Source organism: Amnibacterium sp., assembly GCF_036559085.1.
Lineage (GTDB): Bacteria > Actinomycetota > Actinomycetes > Actinomycetales > Microbacteriaceae > Amnibacterium.
Window position 1 is genome coordinate 1 of record NZ_DATBTU010000014.1, and the last position, 19,527, is coordinate 19,527.

General features: G+C 74.5%; 16 protein-coding genes. 7 read left to right on the forward strand and 9 right to left on the reverse strand.

All coding sequences use genetic code 11. The annotated features are described in order from the left end of the window. From VIG76_RS02400 to VIG76_RS02410, 3 genes are all read right to left on the reverse strand, one after another. The coding region (locus tag VIG76_RS02400; protein WP_331950665.1) for a thioredoxin domain-containing protein at window positions 1–1,394 on the reverse strand (1,394 nt) is incomplete at its 3' end. Between the two features lie 19 nt (window positions 1,395–1,413). Next, window positions 1,414–1,587, reverse strand: a complete 174-nt coding sequence (locus tag VIG76_RS02405; protein WP_331950667.1) for a hypothetical protein — start codon at window positions 1,585–1,587, stop codon at window positions 1,414–1,416. A gap of 79 nt (window positions 1,588–1,666) precedes the next feature. Beyond that, window positions 1,667–1,945, reverse strand: coding sequence for a GlsB/YeaQ/YmgE family stress response membrane protein (locus VIG76_RS02410; protein ID WP_331950669.1), 279 nt, complete (start codon window positions 1,943–1,945; stop codon window positions 1,667–1,669). Between the two features lie 101 nt (window positions 1,946–2,046). On the opposite strand from VIG76_RS02410, the gene VIG76_RS02415 reads away from it, so the two are divergent. After that, window positions 2,047–4,095 carry a GMC oxidoreductase gene (locus VIG76_RS02415; protein ID WP_331950671.1) on the forward strand — a complete coding sequence of 683 codons (2,049 nt, stop codon included), beginning with the start codon at window positions 2,047–2,049 and terminating at the stop codon, window positions 4,093–4,095. Between the two features lie 118 nt (window positions 4,096–4,213). Next, on the forward strand, window positions 4,214–8,119 hold the full coding sequence (hrpA, locus tag VIG76_RS02420; RefSeq protein ID WP_331950673.1) for an ATP-dependent RNA helicase HrpA: 3,906 nt from the start codon (window positions 4,214–4,216) through the stop codon (window positions 8,117–8,119). 50 nt (window positions 8,120–8,169) lie between these two features. On the opposite strand, the gene VIG76_RS02425 is transcribed toward hrpA, so the two are convergent. Continuing rightward, window positions 8,170–8,532 carry a PRC-barrel domain-containing protein gene (locus tag VIG76_RS02425; RefSeq protein WP_331950675.1) on the reverse strand — a complete coding sequence of 121 codons (363 nt, stop codon included), beginning with the start codon at window positions 8,530–8,532 and terminating at the stop codon, window positions 8,170–8,172. Window positions 8,533–8,744: 212 nt separating this feature from the next. On the opposite strand from VIG76_RS02425, the gene VIG76_RS02430 reads away from it, so the two are divergent. The 3 genes from VIG76_RS02430 to VIG76_RS02440 are packed head-to-tail and all read left to right on the forward strand — an operon-like array spanning window position 8,745 to window position 12,156. Further along, window positions 8,745–9,269, forward strand: a complete 525-nt coding sequence (locus tag VIG76_RS02430; protein WP_331950677.1) for a PadR family transcriptional regulator — start codon at window positions 8,745–8,747, stop codon at window positions 9,267–9,269. Continuing rightward, window positions 9,266–9,943: an ABC transporter ATP-binding protein gene (locus tag VIG76_RS02435; RefSeq protein ID WP_331950680.1), complete on the forward strand. Its 678-nt coding sequence runs from the start codon at window positions 9,266–9,268 to the stop codon at window positions 9,941–9,943. Before VIG76_RS02430 ends, VIG76_RS02435 begins: the two co-directional genes overlap by 4 nt. Continuing rightward, complete coding sequence (locus VIG76_RS02440; protein ID WP_331950682.1) at window positions 9,940–12,156, forward strand: FtsX-like permease family protein; 2,217 nt, start codon at window positions 9,940–9,942, stop codon at window positions 12,154–12,156. Before VIG76_RS02435 ends, VIG76_RS02440 begins: the two co-directional genes overlap by 4 nt. Before the next feature lie 7 nt (window positions 12,157–12,163). Here VIG76_RS02440 and VIG76_RS02445 read toward each other — a convergent pair whose 3' ends face one another. Both VIG76_RS02445 and VIG76_RS02450 read right to left on the reverse strand, forming a co-directional pair. Further along, window positions 12,164–12,988, reverse strand: coding sequence for a sulfurtransferase (locus VIG76_RS02445; RefSeq protein WP_331950684.1), 825 nt, complete (start codon window positions 12,986–12,988; stop codon window positions 12,164–12,166). Window positions 12,989–13,130: 142 nt separating this feature from the next. Beyond that, window positions 13,131–14,228, reverse strand: coding sequence for a GAF domain-containing protein (locus VIG76_RS02450; protein ID WP_331950686.1), 1,098 nt, complete (start codon window positions 14,226–14,228; stop codon window positions 13,131–13,133). 108 nt (window positions 14,229–14,336) lie between these two features. On the opposite strand from VIG76_RS02450, the gene VIG76_RS02455 reads away from it, so the two are divergent. Continuing rightward, window positions 14,337–15,785: a lipase maturation factor family protein gene (locus VIG76_RS02455; RefSeq protein WP_331950688.1), complete on the forward strand. Its 1,449-nt coding sequence runs from the start codon at window positions 14,337–14,339 to the stop codon at window positions 15,783–15,785. A 40-nt stretch (window positions 15,786–15,825) separates the two neighbouring features. Further along, on the forward strand, window positions 15,826–16,587 hold the full coding sequence (ddaH, locus tag VIG76_RS02460) for a dimethylargininase (protein ID WP_331950690.1): 762 nt from the start codon (window positions 15,826–15,828) through the stop codon (window positions 16,585–16,587). A gap of 25 nt (window positions 16,588–16,612) precedes the next feature. Here ddaH and VIG76_RS02465 read toward each other — a convergent pair whose 3' ends face one another. Genes VIG76_RS02465 through VIG76_RS02475 form a run of 3 tightly spaced genes read right to left on the reverse strand, consistent with a single transcriptional unit; the run spans window position 16,613 to window position 19,511 of the window. Continuing rightward, window positions 16,613–17,290 (reverse strand): esterase/lipase family protein, encoded by a 678-nt coding sequence (locus tag VIG76_RS02465; RefSeq protein ID WP_331950692.1) that lies wholly within the window; start codon window positions 17,288–17,290, stop codon window positions 16,613–16,615. After that, complete coding sequence (locus VIG76_RS02470; protein WP_331950694.1) at window positions 17,287–18,036, reverse strand: alpha/beta fold hydrolase; 750 nt, start codon at window positions 18,034–18,036, stop codon at window positions 17,287–17,289. The genes VIG76_RS02465 and VIG76_RS02470 overlap by 4 nt, the downstream gene beginning before the upstream one ends. Beyond that, window positions 18,033–19,511, reverse strand: a complete 1,479-nt coding sequence (locus VIG76_RS02475) for a DHA2 family efflux MFS transporter permease subunit (protein WP_331950696.1) — start codon at window positions 19,509–19,511, stop codon at window positions 18,033–18,035. The genes VIG76_RS02470 and VIG76_RS02475 overlap by 4 nt, the downstream gene beginning before the upstream one ends. Window positions 19,512–19,527: the final 16 nt, after the last annotated feature.

Below are 19,527 nucleotides of genomic sequence, written 5' to 3' on the forward strand. Positions count from 1 at the left end.
ACGCCCTGGGCGCCGAGCACCGGGTCGCCGCCGCCGGGCAGGACGACGCGGCCGTCGGCGAGGCAGGCGTCGACGAGGTCGCGGCCGACCACCGCGAGGTCCGCGCGGCCGGTCGCGACGGCGAGCGCGAGCAGGCCGTCCGCGAGGCCGCCCCAGTCCTCGAGGGTGGCCACGGCGGCTGACGGGCGGCCGTCGAGCGACGCTCGGAGCAGCCCGTCCGCCGTGCGGTGCAGCGCGAGCACCGCCTCGGCGGCATCGGTCGCGAGCCGTAGCCACTCGGGCTCGCCGAGCAGGGCAGCGGCATCGGCGAGGCCGGCGATCGCGAGGCCGTTCCAGCCGGTCAGCACCTTGCCGTCCACGGCCGGCGCATCGACCAGGGCTCGCGCCGCCGCGTCGAGGCGGTAGTAGCCGCCCTCGTTCCGCTGCCCGTCGAGCACGCTCTCGGAGTCCTGCGCGGAGCCGAACGCGCCGGAGGGCCGCCGCAGCACCGCGCCGAGGTAGTCGACGATGCCGGCCGCCGTCGCCCGATCGCCGATCGCGGCGTAGGCGGGGAGCAGCAGCGCGCTGTCCGTGAGCATCCGCTCGTAGTGCGGCTCGGTCCAGTCGCGGCGGGTGGCGTAGCGGAAGAAGCCGCCCTCGACGGAGTCGCGCAGGCCGCCGTCCCGCATCGCGGCGAGCGCGCGGGACGCGACCCCACCGATCCGCTCGCGCGCATCGGTGTCGAGCAGCGGCGAGCGCCCGAGGGCCAGTGCCGTGTTCAGCACCGGCGCGACGGGGAACTTCGGCGCCCCGCCGAAGCCGCCGAAGGTGCGGTCCTCGTAGCCGGCGAGCTCCGCGGCGACGGCCGTGAAGTCGGCGGCCCCGAGGACACCGCCGCCCTCCGCCGACGTGGCGGCCGCCTCGGCGAGCGCCTCCGCGAGGCCGGCGGCGGAACGCTCCACCTCGTCGCGCCGCGTCGTCCAGGCGTCCAGCACCGCCGCGAGCACCTGCCGGAACGACGGGTTCCCGGCGACGGGCGTCGGCGGCGAGTAGGTGCCGGCGTGGAAGACGCGGCCGGACGGCGTCGCGAAGGCGTTCAGCGGCCAGCCGAGGTTCGGCGTGAAGGCGCCGGCCGCGGCGAGGTAGGCCGCGTCGACCTCGGGATGCTCCTCGCGGTCGACCTTGATCGCCACGAAGTGCTCGTTGAGGATCGCGGCGAGCGCCGGGTCCGAGAACGACTCGCGGGCCATGACGTGGCACCAGTGGCAGGTGGCGTAGCCGATCGACACGAGCACCGGCACGTCGCGTCGTGCGGCCGCCTCGAACGCCTCGGCGCCCCACGGGTACCAGTCGACGGGGTTGTCCGCGTGGCTGCGCAGGTAGGGGCTGACGGCGTCGGCGAGACGGTTGGGCACGGCAGCACCGTACGGCGGGTCAGTCGCGAGGCCCGGCGCCGCCCGCGGATCCCGCGTCCACGTCGTCCACGTTCGTCGTGAGCTCGGGCCCCTCGTTGTCGCTGAGGTCGACGACCTCGCCGTCGATGCTGAACTGGGTGTTGAGGCCGGCCAGGGGGCCGCGGTCGTCGGATCCGGATCGCTCGTCGCTCATGGTGCTCCCTCTCGAGATGGGACTCCTTGCTACCCGGGCGAGGTGGACGCGGGCCGGACGCGCGGTGTGCGACCGGTGGTCAGGGCCGGGCGCGGCGCCGGCGTCCGCCGGTGACGATGCCCCAGACGATCAGCACGATGAGCGCCCCACCGATCGCGAAGAGCCAGGTGCGGAGCTCGAAGAACGTGCCGAGCCCCCGGCCGCCGAACAGCAGGCCGCCGAGCCAGCCGCCGAGCAGCGCACCGACGACGCCGACGATCAGGGTGCCGATCCAGCCGCCGCCTTGACGGCCGGGGAGGATCAGCTTGGCGATCGCGCCGGCGATCAGCCCGAGCAGGAGGAACGCGAGGAAGCCCACGGGAGCCCTTTCGACGGGAGGCTCCCAGCGTCGCGGTCGGCCGTCGGGGAGCGCCGACGGCACGCCGGTACCGTGGCGGCATCTGAGGCGAGGAGGCACGGATGACGGACGAGGTCCCCTGCACGGCGGCGCTCGCGCGGCTCGTCGATGCGATCGTGCCGGCGGATGCGACGCCCTCGGCATCCGCGACGGGCGTGCTCGAGCACCTGCAGTCGGTGCTCGCCGCCGAGCGGCCGGACTGGCGGGAACGCCTCGATGCGGTCCTCGCGCTCGTCGCGGACGACGACCCCGTGGCCGCGCTCGCGGCGCACGCCGAGGACGCGGACGTGCAGTGGCTCACCGGCCTGGTCGTCGACGGGTACTGGGCGAACCCGGAGGACCGCGGTGGCGCCGGAACCGCCGCCTGGGACGATCTCGGCTTCCGCCGCTGGCCCGACGGCGACCGCCCGCGCACACCGCCGATCCCGGAGCACCGCGAGGCGCGCATCCGACCGGGCGACCTCTCGGAGCGGTACGACGCGATCGTCATCGGCTCGGGCGCCGGCGGCGGAGTGGCCGCGGAAGCCCTCGCCGCATCCGGCCGCCGGGTGCTCGTCGTGGAGGCCGGCGACTGGCCCGACCTCGCCGACGTGACGATCGACCACCTCCGCAACCCGCGGCAGGTGCGCGGGCTGCAGCTGTTCTCGGGGCCGCCGCTCGGGACCACGCGGATCGCCGCCGACGGCACCCCGATCGGCGATCCGAGCGACGGCCGATGGAGCAACAACGCGATGTCGGTCGGCGGCGGCACCCGCTACTACGGCGCCCAGGCGTGGCGGCTGACGCCCGAGGACTTCCGGATGCGCTCGGTCTACGGCCGTCCGGAGGGCAGCGACCTGCCCGACTGGCCCTTCGGCTACGACGTCCTCGAGCCGTACTACACGCGCGCCGAGGTCGAGATGGGGGTGAGCGGATCCGCCGCCGGCGATACGAGCGGCGGCCCGCGCTCACGCGACTACCCGATGCCGCCGCTGCGCCCCGGCCGCGCCGCCGAGGTGCTGCGGGGCGGCGCTGGGCGGCTCGGCTGGAGCACGACGACCGTGCCGCTGCTGATCAACTCGGCCGAGTACGCCGGCCGGCCGGCTTGCGTGCAGTGCGCCCAGTGCATCGGGTTCGACTGCCCGGTGCAGGCGAAGGCGGGCAGCCACAACACGACGCTGGCGCGGGCCTTCGCGACGGGCCGCTGCCGCATCCTGCCGTCGGCGACCGTCGTGCGCCTGCTGACGGATGCCGCCGGCCGGGTGACCGGGGCGCGGCTCGCGGGCGAGACCGACGGGGCGGTGTGGCGGCAGGACGTCGCGGCGGAGCAGGTGGTGCTCGCCGGCGGCGCGGTGGAGACGGCGCGGCTGCTGCTGAACAGCGCGACCGAGGCGGAGCCCACGGGGATCGGCAACCTGACCGACCAGGTCGGCCGCCACCTCCAGGGGCACCTCTACGGCGGCGCGATCGGGCTCTTCGACGACCTCGTGCAGGACCTGCTCGGGCCGGGCCCCTCGATCGCCACGACCGACTTCCGGCACGGCAACGCCGGCCTGGTCGGCGGAGGAATGCTCGCGAACGAGTTCGTGCCGACGCCTGTGAGCGCCTACCACTACCTCCGCGCGGCCGACCTCGCGCCGGCTTGGGGTACCGGGATGAAGGACGCGCTCCGGCACGCCTATCCGCGGATGCTCCGGGTCGTCGGGCCGATCCAGGAGGTCACGAGCGCGGAGTCGCGGGTGCGGGTCGATCCCGCGGTGCGCGACCGGTTCGGGGCGCCGGTGGCCCGGCTGTCCGGCTCGTCGCATCCGGAGGACCTGCGGTCGCGCGCCTTCCTCACCGCGCGAGCGACGGAGTGGCTGACCGCGAGCGGCGCCACGACGGTGCGCGACGACGCGGTGAACGGCGGCGGGCGTCCGCCGTCCGGCCCGAGCGGCGGCCAGCACCAGGCGGGCACCTGCCGGATGGGCGACGACCCGGCCACGAGCGTCGTCGACCCCGACGGCCGCGTGTGGGGGCACCCCGGGCTCGCGATCGCCGACGGCTCGCTGCATCCGACGAACGGCGGCGTGAACCCGGTGCTCACGATCCTGGCGAACGCCTACCGCGTGATGGACCACCTCCTCGCCTGACCCGCGTCTGCTGTCCGCACGGACAACTGTCGGCGATATAGCCGCAGCAGTTGTCCGTGCGGACAGCACACGGGGATCGGCGGATGCGGATGCCGGGCGGTGGGAGACTGGAGGGCTGATGTCCATCGCCCCGCCCGTCGTCCGGTACCCGCCGGAGCTGCCCGTCAGCCGCATGCGCGACGAGATCGCGGCGGCGATCGCGGCGAACCCGGTCGTCGTGGTCGCCGGCGAGACCGGCTCCGGCAAGACGACCCAGCTGCCGAAGATCTGCCTCGAGCTCGGGCGCCGCACCATCGCGCACACGCAGCCGCGCCGGATCGCCGCGCGCACGATCGCGGAGCGCATCGCGGAGGAGCTCGACACCCCGCTCGGAGGCCTCGTCGGCTACTCGGTGCGCTTCACGGACCGCTCCGGCCCGGACACCCGCATCCGCCTGATGACCGACGGCGTGCTGCTCGCCGAGATCCGCCGCGACCGCGACCTCTCCCGCTACGACACGATCATCCTCGACGAGGCCCACGAGCGGACCCTCAACATCGACTTCCTGATCGGCTACCTGAAGCAGCTGCTCGGCCGCCGCAGCGACCTCAAGGTGATCATCACGTCCGCCACCATCGAGGTCGAGCGGTTCGCCGAGCACTTCGCGGATGCGGACGGCCGCCCCGCTCCGATCGTCGAGGTCTCCGGCCGCACGTATCCCGTGGAGGTGCGTTACCGGCCGCTGGTCGCCGAAGACGGCACGGAGGACGACGACGTGGACGGCGACGGCCACGCCTCCGAGGACCGCGACCTCGCGGGGGGCGTGAGCGACGCCCTCGACGAGCTGGAGCGCGACATGTCCGGCGACGTGCTCGTGTTCCTCTCGGGCGAGAGCGAGATCCGCGACGTCGCGGACGCGCTGCGCGGGAAGTACGCCGGCCGCGCGCGCCCGGTCGAGATCCTGCCGCTCTACGGCCGCCTCTCCGCCGCCGAGCAGCACCGCGTCTTCGAGCCGTCCGCCACCGCGGGAGTGGCCCGGCGCATCGTGCTCGCCACGAACGTCGCCGAGACCAGCCTCACGGTGCCCGGCATCCGCGCCGTCATCGACGGCGGCACCGCCCGCATCTCCCGCTACAGCGTGCGGGCGAAGGTGCAGCGGCTGCCGATCGAGGCGATCTCGCAGGCCTCCGCGAACCAGCGATCCGGTCGCGCCGGCCGCACGAGCGACGGCATCGCAGTGCGCCTCTACTCCGAGGAGGACTTCCAGCGGCGACCCGAGTACACGGATCCGGAGATCCTGCGGACGAACCTCGCCGCGGTGATCCTGCAGATGATCTCGCTCGGGCTCGGCGACATCGCCGCGTTCCCGTTCCTCACGCCGCCGGATCCGCGCGGCATCAAGGCCGGCCTCGAGCTGCTCACCGAGCTCGGCGCCGTGCGCGGGGAGCGGGGCGCGCAGGCGAGCCTCACCCGGATCGGCAACGACCTCGCCCGGCTGTCCGTCGACCCGCGGTTCGGGCGGATGCTGCTCGAGGCCCGCCGGCACGACGTGGTGCGCGAGGTGACGGTGATCGTGGCCGGCCTCACGATCCAGGACCCGCGCGAGCGGCCCGTCGAGCGGCGCGAGCAGGCGGATGCGTCACACGCCCGCTTCACGGATCCGACGAGCGACCTCATCGGCCTGCTGAACCTCTGGAACCACCTCGAGAGGGCTCAGGCGGAGTCGTCGTCGAGCGCCTTCCGGCGCCGCTGCAAGGCGGAGTTCCTGAACTTCGTGCGCATCCGCGAGTGGCAGGACCTCGTCCGCCAGCTGTCGGGGCAGCTCGACGACCTCGGCGGGCGCGGCCGCGACCCCCGCAAGGAGCGCCCGCGGCGGCAGGTGCCCCGCGAGGGCGACGCCGTGAACGCGGACCTCGTGCACAAGTCGGTGCTCGCCGGGCTCCTCTCGCAGATCGGGGTGCGGGACGACCGCACGGCCGCGCCCGCCCGCGGCGGCAGGCCGACGCCACGGCGCGGCGCCGTCGAGTTCATCGGCGCCCGCCAGCTGCGCTTCTCGGTGTTCCCGGGATCGGCGCTGGCGAAGAAGCCGCCGGCGGCGCTCATGTCCGCCGAGCTCGTGGAGACCTCCCGGCTGTTCGCGCGGATGAACGCGGCCATCGACCCCGCCTGGGCGGAGGCGATCGCGGGCGACCTCGTGAAGCGCACCGTCGGTGATCCGCGCTGGGAGCAGCGGCAGGGCGCCGCCGTGGCCGACGAGCGGGTCACGCTGTTCGGCGTACCCATCGTGGAGAAGCGGCGGATCCAGTACGCCCGGGTGGATCCGGTGCATGCGCGCGACCTGCTGCTCGAGCACGCCTTCCTCGAGGGCGAGTGGCCCGGAGAGACGGCTCGCGACCGGGCCTACGACTTCGATCGAGCGAACCGCCGCCTCCGCCGCGAGGTGGACGAGGAGGCCGAGCGCACGCGCCGGCCACCGATCGACGAGCAGCGGATCGTCGAGTTCTACGACGCGCGCATCCCGGCCGAGGTGCGCTCGGTACGCGAGTTCGAGGCCTGGTGGCGCGACGCGAAGCAGCAGACGCCCGACCTGCTCGACATGGTGCGGGGCGACCTCGTCGAGGAGGATGACGCACCGGATGTCGATCCGCGCGAGTTCCCGCCGTTCTGGCGGCAGGGCGAGCAGCGACTGAAGCTCCGCTACCGCTTCGCGCCCGGCGCCGCGGACGACGGCGTGACCGTGCAGGTGCCGCTGCCCCTGCTCGCCGCCCTCTCCCCCGCCGGATTCGACTGGCAGGTGCCGGGCTTCCGCCAGGACCTCGTCGCCGCGCTGCTGAAGACGCTGCCGAAGCCGCAGCGCCGATTCGTCGTGCCCACCGGCGACTGGGCGCGCCGGCTGCTGCCCGGGCTGCCCGCGGGCCCCGAGTCCGGCGGCGTGCCCGGCCCGCTCGCGGATGCGCTCGCGCTCGTCGTGCGCCGCGTCGCGGGCGCCAACCCGGCGCCTGCCGACTTCGAGGCCGAACGGCTGCCGCCCCACCTGCGGATGGCGTTCGAGGTGCTCGACGCCCGCGGCCACCCGATGGCGCGCGACGTCGACCTGCTCGCGCTCCAGCGCCGCTTCGCCGAGCAGGCACGCGCCTCCGTCGCGAAAGCCGTGGCCGCACCCACCCCGGCGCGGCAGGCGATCGAGCGGTCGGGCCTGACGACGTTCGACCTCGACGAGCTGCCGAGGGTGCTCGACACCCGGCAGTCCGGCGGCATCGTGCGCGCATACCCGGCCCTCGTCGACACCGGCTCCGCGGTCGACGTGCGGCTGCACGCGACGAAGGAGGAGCAGGCGGCGACGATGCGGCTCGGCATCCGGCGCCTGCTGCTGCTCGCGACGCCGTCGCCCGCGCACTACGTGCGGGAGCACCTGTCGGGCGCGGAGAAGCTCGCGCTCGGCGCGAGCCCCTACCGCTCCACCGACGCGCTGTTCGAGGACTGCCTGCTCGCCGTCGTGGACGCCGTGCAGGCGGCCGGGACCGAGGGCGGCGCGGTGTGGAGCCGCGCGGACTTCGAGCGGCTGCGCACCGTGCTGGCCGGGCGGGTGCTCGACGACCTGTTCGCAATCGTCGGCGCCGCCGCCGCCGCGCTCGCCGGCGCCCGGGAGGCGGATGCGGCCATCCGGCGCGCGACCAGCCTGTCCCTGCTCCCGGCGCTGTCGGATGTGCGCGGCCAGCTCGATGCGCTCATCCATCCCGGCTTCGTCTCGCTCGACGGCGCCGCCCGCCTGCCGCGGCTCGCCGTCTACACCGCCGGCGTCGTGCGCCGCGTCGAGCGGCTGCCCGACCAGGCGAACCGGGATCGCGTGTGGATGACCGAGGTCGCCACCGCGACGGACCTCTACCGAAGCGCGGGCGGCGCACTACCACTGACGGCCGCCATGCCCCCACGCCTCGTGCACGTGCGATGGCTGCTCGAGGAGCTGCGCCTCAGCCTGTTCGCCCAGGGGCTGCCGACGTCGGAGCCCGTCTCGCTCCAGCGCATCCGCAAGGCGCTCGCGTAGCAGCGACCGGGCGAGGGCGCTGCCGGCCGCCGACCGCCGGCGCGCCCGGTTCACCCATCCGAACCGATCGGTCCGAGCTCGTCCGACGGCACGGCGGTACCGCTCGGCATCCCGTAGTAGGCGTAGAGGTCCCCCTGCGCCTCGCTGGAGATCTCGGCCTCGGGATCGACGCGCGGCGCGTCCTTCACCCGTGACCGGTCCACCTCGATGTGGACGTCCTTGTGGTCCCAGCTGGCGTTCGTGAGCGGGACGAGGGTCTCGATGACGCCGAAGAGCCCGGTCCGCACGCTGGCCCAGGCGGGCTGCTCCGTGTCCGAGTCGACGTAGACATGGGTGACCTTGCCGACCTTGTGGTGGTCGGGGTCCACGACCTCAGCACCGATCATCTGCTCGATATCCGCGGTGGTGATCATGTGTTCCTCCCCGGCGGCGCCCTGCCGCCTGGAGGGGACTGTGCTCCTGTCGGGGTGAGGTGGCAATCGCCCGATTCGCGCGATCTACCCCCATCCGACTGTTGCCACTTTCTGCGACCTTGCGGCGCTCAAGGTCGCAGAAAGTGGCAACAGCGGGGAGGCGGCGGGGTGTGTTCTCACCTGTGAATACACACGTGTGTATAGTCGCGACCATGTCACTCCCCCGCACCCTGCTCGGGCTGCTCGACCCGCAGCCCGCGCACGGCTACGACCTCAAGCGGTCGTACGACCAGCACTTCGGCGGCGACAAGCCGCTCGCCTACGGGCAGGTCTACGCCGCCCTCGCGCGGATGCTGCAGAACGGCCTCATCGAGGTCGCCGGCGTCGAGCCGGGCGACGGCCCCGACCGCAAGCGCTACGCGATCACCGACGCCGGCGTCACCGAGCTGCACGGCTGGCTGGCGACCCCCGAGCCGCCCGCCGCGTACCTGCAGAGCACCCTCTACACGAAGGTCGTGCTCGCGGTGCTCACGGGCAGCGACCCGCAGGACCTGCTCGACACGCAGCGGGCCGCCCACCTGAACGAGATGCGGGTGCTCACCCGGCGCAAGCAGGGGGGCGACCTCGCCACGCAGCTGATCTGCGACCACGCGCTGCTGCACCTCGAGGCGGACCTGCGCTGGCTCGAGCTGACCGCCGCCCGGATCGAGGACCTCGCGAAGGCGGTCGCCCGATGACCGCGCTGCTCGAGGCCGACGGCCTCGCCAAGGCCTTCGGCCCGACGCCCGCGCTCGCCGGCGCCTCGATCGAGGTGCAGGCCGGCGAGGTCGTCGCCATCGTCGGCGCCTCCGGATCCGGCAAGTCGACGCTGCTGCACTGCCTCGCCGGCATCGTGCGGCCCCACGCCGGCCGGGTCCTGTACCGCGGCGCGGACCTCACCCGGATGTCGGACGTCGAGCGCAGCCGCCTGCGCCGCAGCGAGTTCGGCTTCGTCTTCCAGTTCGGCCACCTCGTCCCCGAGCTCACGTGCCTCGAGAACGTCGCCCTGCCGCTGCGGCTCGCAGGCGTGCGGCGGCGGGATGCGGACGACCGGGCGCGCGAGTGGCTGGAGCGCGTGCAGGTCGAGCAGGTCGCCGGCTCCCTGCCCGGCGAGGTCTCCGGCGGGCAGGCGCAACGCGTCGCGGTCGCGCGCGCCCTCATCGGCGGCCCATCGGTGGTCTTCGCCGACGAGCCGACCGGCGCCCTCGACTCGCTGAACGGCGAGCGGGTGATGCAGCTGCTCACGGCCGCCGCTCGGGAGTCGGGCGCGGCGGTGCTGCTGGTCACCCACGAGGCCCGCGTGGCCGCGTACTCGGACCGCGAGGTCACGGTGCGCGACGGCGTCACGCGCGACCTCAGGGTGCTCGCGTGAACGGCACACTGCTCGCCCTCGCCGCCGGGGCCGCGTTGAAGGGCAGGGACGCCCGCATCCGCACCGCGCTCGTCGCCGTGGCGGCCGGCTTCGCGGTGGCGCTCCTGCTGCTCGCCGTCAGCGTGCCGGGCGCCCTCGCGGCACGACAGGCAAGGGCGGATGCGCGGAGCTTCGCGGTCGCGGGCGACGCGCAGGCGGGCCGGCTCGTCGCGGCCCAGGTCGGCGTGGATCTCGGCGCCGACGGCGTCGAGGGCGTGGTGCTCGCGCCGCCCACCGGTACGGCGCCGCTGCCGCCCGGGGTCGCTGCGCTGCCACCGGCGGGAGCGATGCTCGTGTCCCCGGCGCTGCGCGGCCTGCTGGACGGGCCCGACGGCCCGCTGCTCAGGGCGCGCCTGCCGTACCGGGACGCGGGCACGATCGGGCAGGCGGGCCTGCTCGGGCCCTCCGAAGCGGTCTTCCTGGCCGTGGACCCCCACCTCGTGCCGGGCGGCTCCGCGGTCCCCGTGCAGGGCTTCGGCGTGGTCTCGCACCCCGCGCCGCTCGATCCGATCCTCACGCTGCTCCTCGTGGTCGGCGTGCTGCTCCTGCTCGTGCCGATCGGGATCGTCGTGGCCGTCGCGGGGCGCTTCGGCGCGGAGCGGCGCGACCGGCGACTCGCCGCGTTCCGGCTGCTCGGCCTCTCCTCCCGGGAGGTGCTCGTGGTCGCCCTCGTCGAGGCCGGGATCGCGGCCGTCGCCGGCGACCTCGGGGGGCTCGCGGTGTTCGCACTCGCGCGTCAGGGCATCGGCGGCATCACGATCGCCTCCCTCAGCCTGTTCCCCGCGGATGTCGTCCCGCCGGTGCCCGGGCTGGTGCTGGTGCTCCTCGTGGTGCCGCTCCTGCTCGGCGCCGCCTCGCTCGCCGGACTCGCCGCGCTGCGCGTCGAACCCCTCGGCGTCGCCCGCAGGGCGGGCCGCCGCCGGCGCCTCCGCTGGCGGCTCGTCCCGCCCATCTTGGCCGTCGCGCTCCTCGCGCTCGGGGTGACCAACCTCGGCGGCAGCGCCGGGATCGGGCTCTGGCTCGTCGGGGCGGGGATCGCCCTGCTGCTCGCCGGCGCGGTCGCCGTGCTGCCGTGGCTCACGGAGCGGATCGCCGGTGCCGTCGCACCGGGGCCGCTCGCGTGGCAGGTCGCCATGCGCCGCATCCGGCACGACGGCACCACGACCGGTCGGGTCGTCGGCGCCATCACCGCCGTCGTGGCGGGCGCGATCGCCCTGCAGCTGCTCTTCGCCGGTCTCGCCGGCACGTACACGACGCAGACCGGCGTGCGGGCCTCCGGCACGGAGCTCACCGCCGTGCGGCTCCTGCCCGGATCCGCCGCGCGGATGCTCGCGCTGTTCGGCGGTTCGGCTGGCGGTCCCGCCCTTGCGGAGACCGACCTGCCGGCCGTGGGCGACCCCGCGCGGCTCATCCCCGTGCTGACCGGCGACTGCCGTGCGCTCGCTCGGATCGCCGCCGTGCCGGGATGCCATGACGGGAGCGTGTACCTGAGCCCGGGTGGGGACGCGCAGCGCGGCCTCGTCCTCGACGCCGGCGGCGCCTGGCGCCTGCCCTCGGATGCGGCGCGCACCGCGGTGTCCGTGCTCCCGGACGGCGACTCCTACGAGGGGGTCGTGCTCGTCACCCCCCGCGCGCTCCCGCTCGCACGCCAGGGCGCGGTGACGGTGAAGACCATCGTGCCGTCGGACTCGGCCGTCCTGCGCTCCACCGTCCGGGCGGCAGCAGAGGTCGATCCGGCCCTCGGCCTGCGGCCGCTCGCAACGACCACCCTGTCGCACCGGTTCGACGCCGTGCGCCGCGGGCTCACCGTCGGTCTCGTGCTCGTGCTGCTGCTCATCGGCCTGGTGCTGCTCGTGTCGGTGGGCGAGCAGCTGCGTGAGCGGCGGCGCGCCCTCGCCGTGCTCGCGGTGCTCGGGCTGCCCCGCGCGGTGCTGGCCCGCTCCGTTCTGGCCGAGAGCGCGCTCCCGGTGGTGCTCGGCACCGTGGTGGCGGCGGTGACGGGCGCCGCGCTCGGCAGCGCGCTGCTCGCGATCGTCGGCAGGCCGGCCTTCCCCGACCCGGGCGTGGTGCTCGCCACCGCCGCCGTGGCCCTGCTGGTGCCGCTGCTCGTGACGGCGGCGAGCCTGCCGGCGGCCCTGCGGCTGCTCCGCCCGGAGCACCTCCGCACGGAGTGATGCCGGGTCAGGGGTTCGGGCCGGTCGCGACGGGGGCGCCGTCGCGGTTCGACCACTGGCTCCACGAGCCCGGGTAGATCGCGGGGCGGAAGCCGGCGAGCAGGAGCGCGACGGCCTGGTGCGCCGCGGTGACGCCGGAGCCGCAGTAGGTGGCGACCGGGACGCCGTCGCGCACGCCGAGGCCCTCGAAGCGGCGCCGGAGCACCTCCGATTGCAGGAAGCGCCCGTCGGGCCCGAGGTTCTCCGCGGTGGGCGCGCTGACGGCGCCCGGGATGTGCCCGGCCTTCGGGTCGACCGGCTCGACCTCGCCGCGGTAGCGCTCCCTCGCCCGCGCATCGAGCAGCGTCCCCTCGAATCCGGCGGCGCCGTCGAGGTCGAGCACCGGCATCCGTCCACGGCCGAGCACGACGTCCCCGCCTTCCGGCCGCGTCTCGCCCTCCTCGAGCGGCAGGCCGGCGTCTCGCCACGCGCCGAGCCCGCCGTCGAGCAGCCGGACGTCGACACCCGCGTCGGCGAGCAGCCACCATGCCCGCGCGGCCGACATCCCGCCGAGGTCGTCGTAGACGACGACGGCGCTGTCGCCGCGGATACCCCAGCGCCGCGCCGCGGCCTCCAGCGCCCCGGGCCCGGGGAGCGGATGCCGCCCCTCGGCGGGCGACGCCGGGCCCGCCAGCTCCGTGTTCAGGTCGACGAACACCGCGCCCGGCACATGCCCCGCGCGGTATGCGGGGCGTCCGTCGGGTTCGTCGAGCCGCCACCGGACGTCGAGCACCACCAGCCGGGGGTCGTCGAGGCGGGCGGCGAGGTCGGCGACGGAGATCAGCGGCTGCACGGTCCCATCGTGCCCGCTCCGTCCGTGCGCATCCGGCATGTGCGCATCCCGCCCGCGCGTTCTGCAGGCCGCCGAGCAGGGTTCAGGACGACCAGCGCGGATCCGTCCTGCGGATCGTCCCGGATCCTGCGGATCGCGCGGGTCAGGACGCCCGGCCGACGGCTGCCGCGCCGACCGGCGGCGCGTCCACGCCGGTGATCTGGGCCTGCGCGAGCAGCGCGAGGTCGCGCAGCACCTCGAGGTTGACCTCGTCGGGCTCCCGCGGCTCCGAGTCGTAGATGCAGAACGATCCGATCCGGTAGCCGTCCTCCGACTCGATCGGATGCGCGGCGTAGAACCGGATCGCGTCCGGGCCCTGCGCCAGCGGGCTGTCCCGCACCCGCGGATCGGTCGCGGCGTCGGCGATCACCGTCGGCTCCGCCCGCTCGATCGTGTGGGTGCAGAAGGAGTGCGCCCGGGGGTTCGGGCGTCGCTCCGAGCCCGCGACCGCCATCTTCCACTGCTGGTCGCGGTCGATGAAGTTGATCTCCGCGCTCTCGGTGCCGAACGCGGTGCGCGCCAGCTCGACGAGGTCGTCCAGTCGCGGATCCGGCGCGGCGCCCACGATGCCGAGCTCGTCGAGCGCCCGCTGGCGTTCGGCCTCGTCATCCGGCTGCGCACGCCGGCGGGCGGCCGGGTCGGGCCCCGCGGCGTGCAGGGTCGCGCGGATCTCGTCGGTGACGGCCTCGGCGAGCGGATGCGCCGGCCCCTCGTCGCCGCAGAACGTCACCCGGGGCACGTCGAGGGTGCGCACCGCGCGCTCGACGCGGCTCGGCACCGGCCCCGCGTGCCGCCCGCCGTCACGGTGGGGCGTCGCGATCTCGGCGACGATGACGCGGCTGTCCCCCGCCGTGTCGGCGAGCACCTGCCGCAGCACCTCCTTCAGGCGGTGCACCGTGCGCACGCGCAGCGGCGACTCGAGCCGGTCGTCGACCACGAGCACCACCGCCTCGTAGCGGCCGAGGCGCCACTGCTCGAAGGCACGGTCGACGGCGTGCAGCGCCGGCTTCAGGTCGCCGAGCACGTCGATGTCCACGCCGCGACGGGTGGAGAGCCAGACCCGGTCGAGCACGCGGTCGGCAAGCCCCTGCATCGCCGACTGGTCGCCGACGACGAGCACGCGGAAGGGCGCCGGCCCGCTGTGATGCAGCCGGCGCACATGCAGCCGGCTCCGCTGGGCCTCGGATGCGCTGGGTGCCACGCCGTCCCTCCCCGTCGTCGAGCCTTCATGATTCCGCTACCGACGCATCCCGCAGGCGGATCAAGGGGGTTCCCCAGCCAAGCCGGAGGTGCCTACGGTGCCCTTTCGATGGATGCCATGGACCTGCTGACGGCGCCCGACGCGGAGCTCGCGCGGCTCGTGCTGCAGCGCGGCACGGCGCTCGTCTACCTGCTCGCGTTCGTCTCGACGCTCCGGCAGTTCCCGGCGCTGCTCGGCGAGCACGGCCTGCTCCCGGTGCCCGCGTTCCTCCGCGTCGCGAGGCCGGGCCCGACGCTCTTCCGATGGCGGTACTCCGACCGCCTGCTCCGGACCGTCTGCGTGGCCGGCGTCGGCGTGGCGGCCCTGCTCGTGCTCGGCCTCCCCCAACGCGGGCCGGACTGGCTGCCCATGGTCGCCTTCCTCGCCCTGTACGTCCTCTACCTCTCGATCGTGCACGTCGGGCAGACGTTCTACGGCTTCGGCTGGGAGATGCTGCTCTGCGAGGCGGGCTTCACCGTCGCCTTCCTCGGCAGCGACGCCTCCCCGCCGCCGCGTCTTGTCCTGATCGCGACCCTCTGGCTCGTCTTCCGCCTCGAGTTCGGCGCCGGCCTGATCAAGCTGCGCGGCGACCGCGCCTGGCGGGACCTGACCGCGCTCTACTACCACCACGAGACGCAGCCGATGCCGAACCCGCTGAGCCGCACCGCGCACCTCGCGCCGGCCTGGTGGCACCGCCTCGAGGTCATCGGCAACCACATCGCACAGCTGGTCGCCCCGATCCTGCTGTTCTTCTCCCAGCCGGTCGCGTCGATCGCCGGGGTCGTGATGATCCTCACCCAGGGCTGGCTGATCGTCACCGGCAACTTCGCGTGGCTGAACCTGCTCACGATCGTGCTCGGCTGCGCCGCCCTCGGCGACCAGGCGGTGCACGCCGTGCTGCCGTTCGTCCCGGTGGACCTGCACCGCTCGGCCGGGCTCCCCCTGTACTGGCTCGTGCTCACCACGATCGTGGCGGCCGGGCTCCTGGTGCTGGCCTACCGACCGGCCCGCAACCTGATGTCGCCGAACCAGCTGATGAACGCCGGCTTCAACCGCTGGTACCTCGGCAACGCCTACGGCGCGTTCGGCAGCGTCACCCGCCAGCGGGACGAGGTCGTCATCGAGGGCACGACGGAGCCGATCCCGGATGAGGCCGACTGGCGGGAGTACCAGTTCTACGGCAAGCCCGGCGAGGTCGACCGGCGGCCGCCGCAGGTCGCGCCGTACCACCTGCGCCTCGACTGGCTGCTCTGGTTCGTGCCGCTCGGGGCGGCGCGGGCGCCGTGGTTCGCGGCGCTGCTGCTCCACCTGCTCGAGGCGGATCCGCGGATCCTGAAGTTCGTCCGCGTCGATCCGTTCGGCGGGGAGCGGCCGACGCTCATCCGGGTGCGGATGTTCCGGTACCGGTTCGCGACGCGGGCCGAGCACCGGGCGGACGGCGCGGTCTGGGTGCGGCGCCCCCTCTACACGCTCGTGCCGCCGACCCGGGCGGAGCAGCTGCGCCGGGCGCTGCGCTGAACCCGGCGACCCACCGGCACCGGATGGCACGATGGCGGCCATGCCCACCGTGCTCGTCCGCCGCCCGTCGCCCCGGATCGCCGACGGCGAGCTCACCCACCTCGACCGCTCGCCGGTCGACGCCGATCTCGCCCTCGCCCAGTGGCAGGGCTATGTGCAGGCCTGGCGGGATCTCGGCTGGGACGTGCTGGAGATCGACGCCGCCGACGAGCAGCCCGACGGCGTCTTCGTCGAGGATCCGCTGCTCGTCTTCGGCTCGATCGCCGTGCTCGCCTCCCCCGGCGCCGACTCGCGACGCGGCGAGCTCGCGACGGTCGCCGCCGCCGTGCGGGACACCGGCCTGGACGTGCGCCGGCTCGAGTCGCCGGCGACGCTCGACGGCGGTGACGTGCTCGTCACCGGCACGACGGTCTACGTCGGCCGTTCGAGCCGGACGAACGAGCACGGCATCACGCAGCTGGCCGCGATCCTGCAGCCGGAGGGCTTCCACGTCGTGCCCGTACCGGTGACCCGGGTGCTGCACCTGAAGTCCGCCGTGACCGCGCTGCCCGACGGGACCGTCGCCGGCTTCCCCGACGACGTCGACGACCCCCACGTCTTCGAGCGCTTCCTCGCCCTGCCGGAGCGCGGCGCCGCGATGGTGCCGGTCGACGACGGGCGCGTGCTGATGGCCGACTCGGTGCCCGCCTCCATCGCGCTGCTGCAGGAGCGCGGGCTCGAGGTCGTGGCGGTACCGATCGGCGAGTTCGAGAAGCTCGAGGGCTGCGTCACCTGCCTCTCGGTGCGCATCCCGGCGCTGTAGCTCCCGGGCCGCATCCGCCGGCCGGTCAGGCTGCGCGGGCGAGGGCCTCGTCGAGCGCTTCGAGGGTGCGCGGGTCGGCGAGCACCCGGAAGTGGCCGCCGAGCGGCACGCGCACGTTCACGGCGCCCGGCAGCTCGGAGCCGCCCGGGATGTGCGGGTCGAACGCGCCGTAGATCGAGGTGATGCGCGCGTTCACCTCCTCGTTCGCCGCGAGGCGCAGGGTGGTGGGGTCGCGCGGCGAGAACGCGCGGATGGTCCGGATCGGCGCGAAGCGCGCGTAGCTCGACCCGGAGAACGGCGCGGAGATCGCCGCCATGGCCCGGATCCGCTGACCGTCCATGGCGTCGAGCATCGCCGCCTTGCCGATCAGGCCGCCCTTGCTGTGCGCCACGATCACGACGTCGGCGAGGTCGTGATCCCGCAGGTGCTGAATCGTCAGCGTCGCCGCCGCATCGACCGTGCCGCCGTTCCAGCCGAGGTTCGCGAGCACGTGCACCGGATGCCCCGCATCGTGCAGGTGCTCGACGAGCGGCTTCAGGAAGTGCCAGGTCTCCCAGACGCCGGGCAGCAGCACGATCGGCCGCCGTGTGCCCTGCTCGCGGTACTGCGCGGGATCCGTGCGGTCGAGCACCGCCGCGACCTGGTGCACGACCGCGTAGCGGTAGTCGAGCACCCAGGACCACGCGCGCTGCGCCGGCGTCACCGCACGCCCTCCGAGAGCGCCGCGGCGACCGCCGCCGCATGGGTGAACTGCACGACGTGGTGGGCGCCCGGCACCTCGACGAACCGGGAGCGCGGGAGGTGCGCCGCGACCTCGGCCGTCCAGTCGTGCGGCGCGATCGGGTCGCGGGCGCCTCGGAGCACGAGCGCCGGCACCGGGATGCGCGGGAGCACGCCGAGCAGGTCGTAGCCGAGCATGAACGGCAGCGTCCGCAGGTACCACAGCGGACCGGTGCGGAGGTAGTCGGTGAACACGGCGGCGTTCGCGCCGGCCGACTCCCCCAGGGTGTCGAGGGCGAGGCGCAGCCCCTGCCGCACCGCGTCGGGTGCGGCCGGGTCCGTCACCGGGCCGAGCAGGGCGAGGTCCGCGACGAGCTGGGGATCCCGGGCCGCGAGGTCCGCGACGATCTGCGTGCCCATCGAGTGGCCGACGAGCCGGTACGGGCCGCCCCCGGCGTCCCGGAGCAGCGCGGCGAGCAGCCGGGCGAGCTCCTCGATGGACGGCGGGCTGTGGTGCCGCTGCTTGGGCGCGCGGCCGAAGCCCGGCAGCTCGACGACGATGACCCGGCCCGATGCGGCGAGCAGGTGCGCGAGCGGCTCGAAGTAGAGCCGGGCGACCCCGATGCCGTGCACGAGCACGACCGGGGCCGCCGGACCGGAGCCGCGCTCGTGGACGAGCGCGACCCGGCCGTCGAACCGGAAGGCGCGGGTGGCGGCGGGCGGCCTCACGCGTGTGCGGGGATCGCCCGCGGCTCGGCGGCCTCGTCGCGGGTGATGAACACCGACAGCACGATGAGCGCGAGGAACACTCCCGCGGCCACGAGGAACGCGACGCGCACGCCTCCGGCAGCGGCGACCGCGGTGCTCGCACCGGCGGCCTGGCCTGCGGCGGTCTGCACCGCGAGGAGCGTCACGACGAGGGCGGTGCCTGCCGCACCACCGACCTGCTGCACCGTCGCGAAGATCGCGGATCCGTACGACGTGTACCGCTCGGGCACGGCCGAGAGGCCGGCCGTGAACAGCGGCGTGAGCACGCCGGCGAGGCCGACGCTGAGCAGCATGTGGGCGCCGAGCACGAACCAGAGCGGCGTCGCCTCGGTGACCGTGCCGAGCAGCACGAGCGCGAGCGTGCCGATCAGCGAGCTCGGGATGAGGAGCGCGCGCGGGCCGTGCAGGTCGTAGAGGCGGCCGACGACCGGTCCGAGGACGCCCATGAGCACGCCACCGGGCAGCACGAGAAGCCCGGTGACGAGCGGCGTGACGCCGAGCACGTTCTGCAGGTAGATCGGCAGCAGGATGGCGCTGCCGAGCAGGGCGAGGAACGCGAACGCGCCCGCGATCACGGAGAAGGTGAAGACCCGTGACTTGAACGGCCGCAGATCGAGCAGGGCGCGGTCGGTGCGCTGCAGCACGAGCTGCCGAAGCAGGAACAGGGTGAGCGTGACCGCGCCGACCCCGACCGGCACCCAGATCATCGCCGGGGAGGCGGCGCCGCTCGCGACCTCGCCCACGGCGTTCAGCCCGTAGACGAGCCCGCCGAAGCCGAGCGCGGCGAGCGGGATCGAGATGAGGTCGATCCGCACCTTGCGGGTCTCCCCCACGTTGGTCATGAGCCAGCCGCCGAGCGCCATCGCGGCGAGCGCGATGGGCAGCACGAGCCAGAAGATCCAGCGCCAGTCGAGCACGCTGAGGATGAGGCCCGAGATCGTCGGGCCGAGCGCGGGGGCGACGGAGATGACGACGGAGATGTTGCCCATCATGCGGCCGCGGCTCGACTCGGGCACGAGGGTGATGACGGTCGTCATGAGCAGCGGGATCATCACCGCGGTGCCGCAGCCCTGGATGATGCGGGCGAGCAGCAGCATCGGGTAGCCGACCGACAGCCCGGCGGTGAGGGTGCCGGCGCTGAAGAGGCCCATCGAGAGCAGGAACAGCTGCCGGGTCGTCATCCGCTGGATGAGGAACCCGGTGACCGGGATCACGACCGCGAGGGTGAGTGCGAAGGCCGTCGACAGCCACTGGCCGGTGCTCGCGTCGATCGAGAGGTCCTTCATCAGGACCGGGATCGCGACGGTCATGATCGTCTCGTTCAGGATGACGACGAACGCGGCGACGAGCAGCACCGTGATGACGGTGCGGTCGCGGGCGGACAGCTTCCCGGCGACGGGCGGGGCGACGGAGGGCGGTGGGGCGGTCCGGGTCATGGGCGTCTCCTGGAAC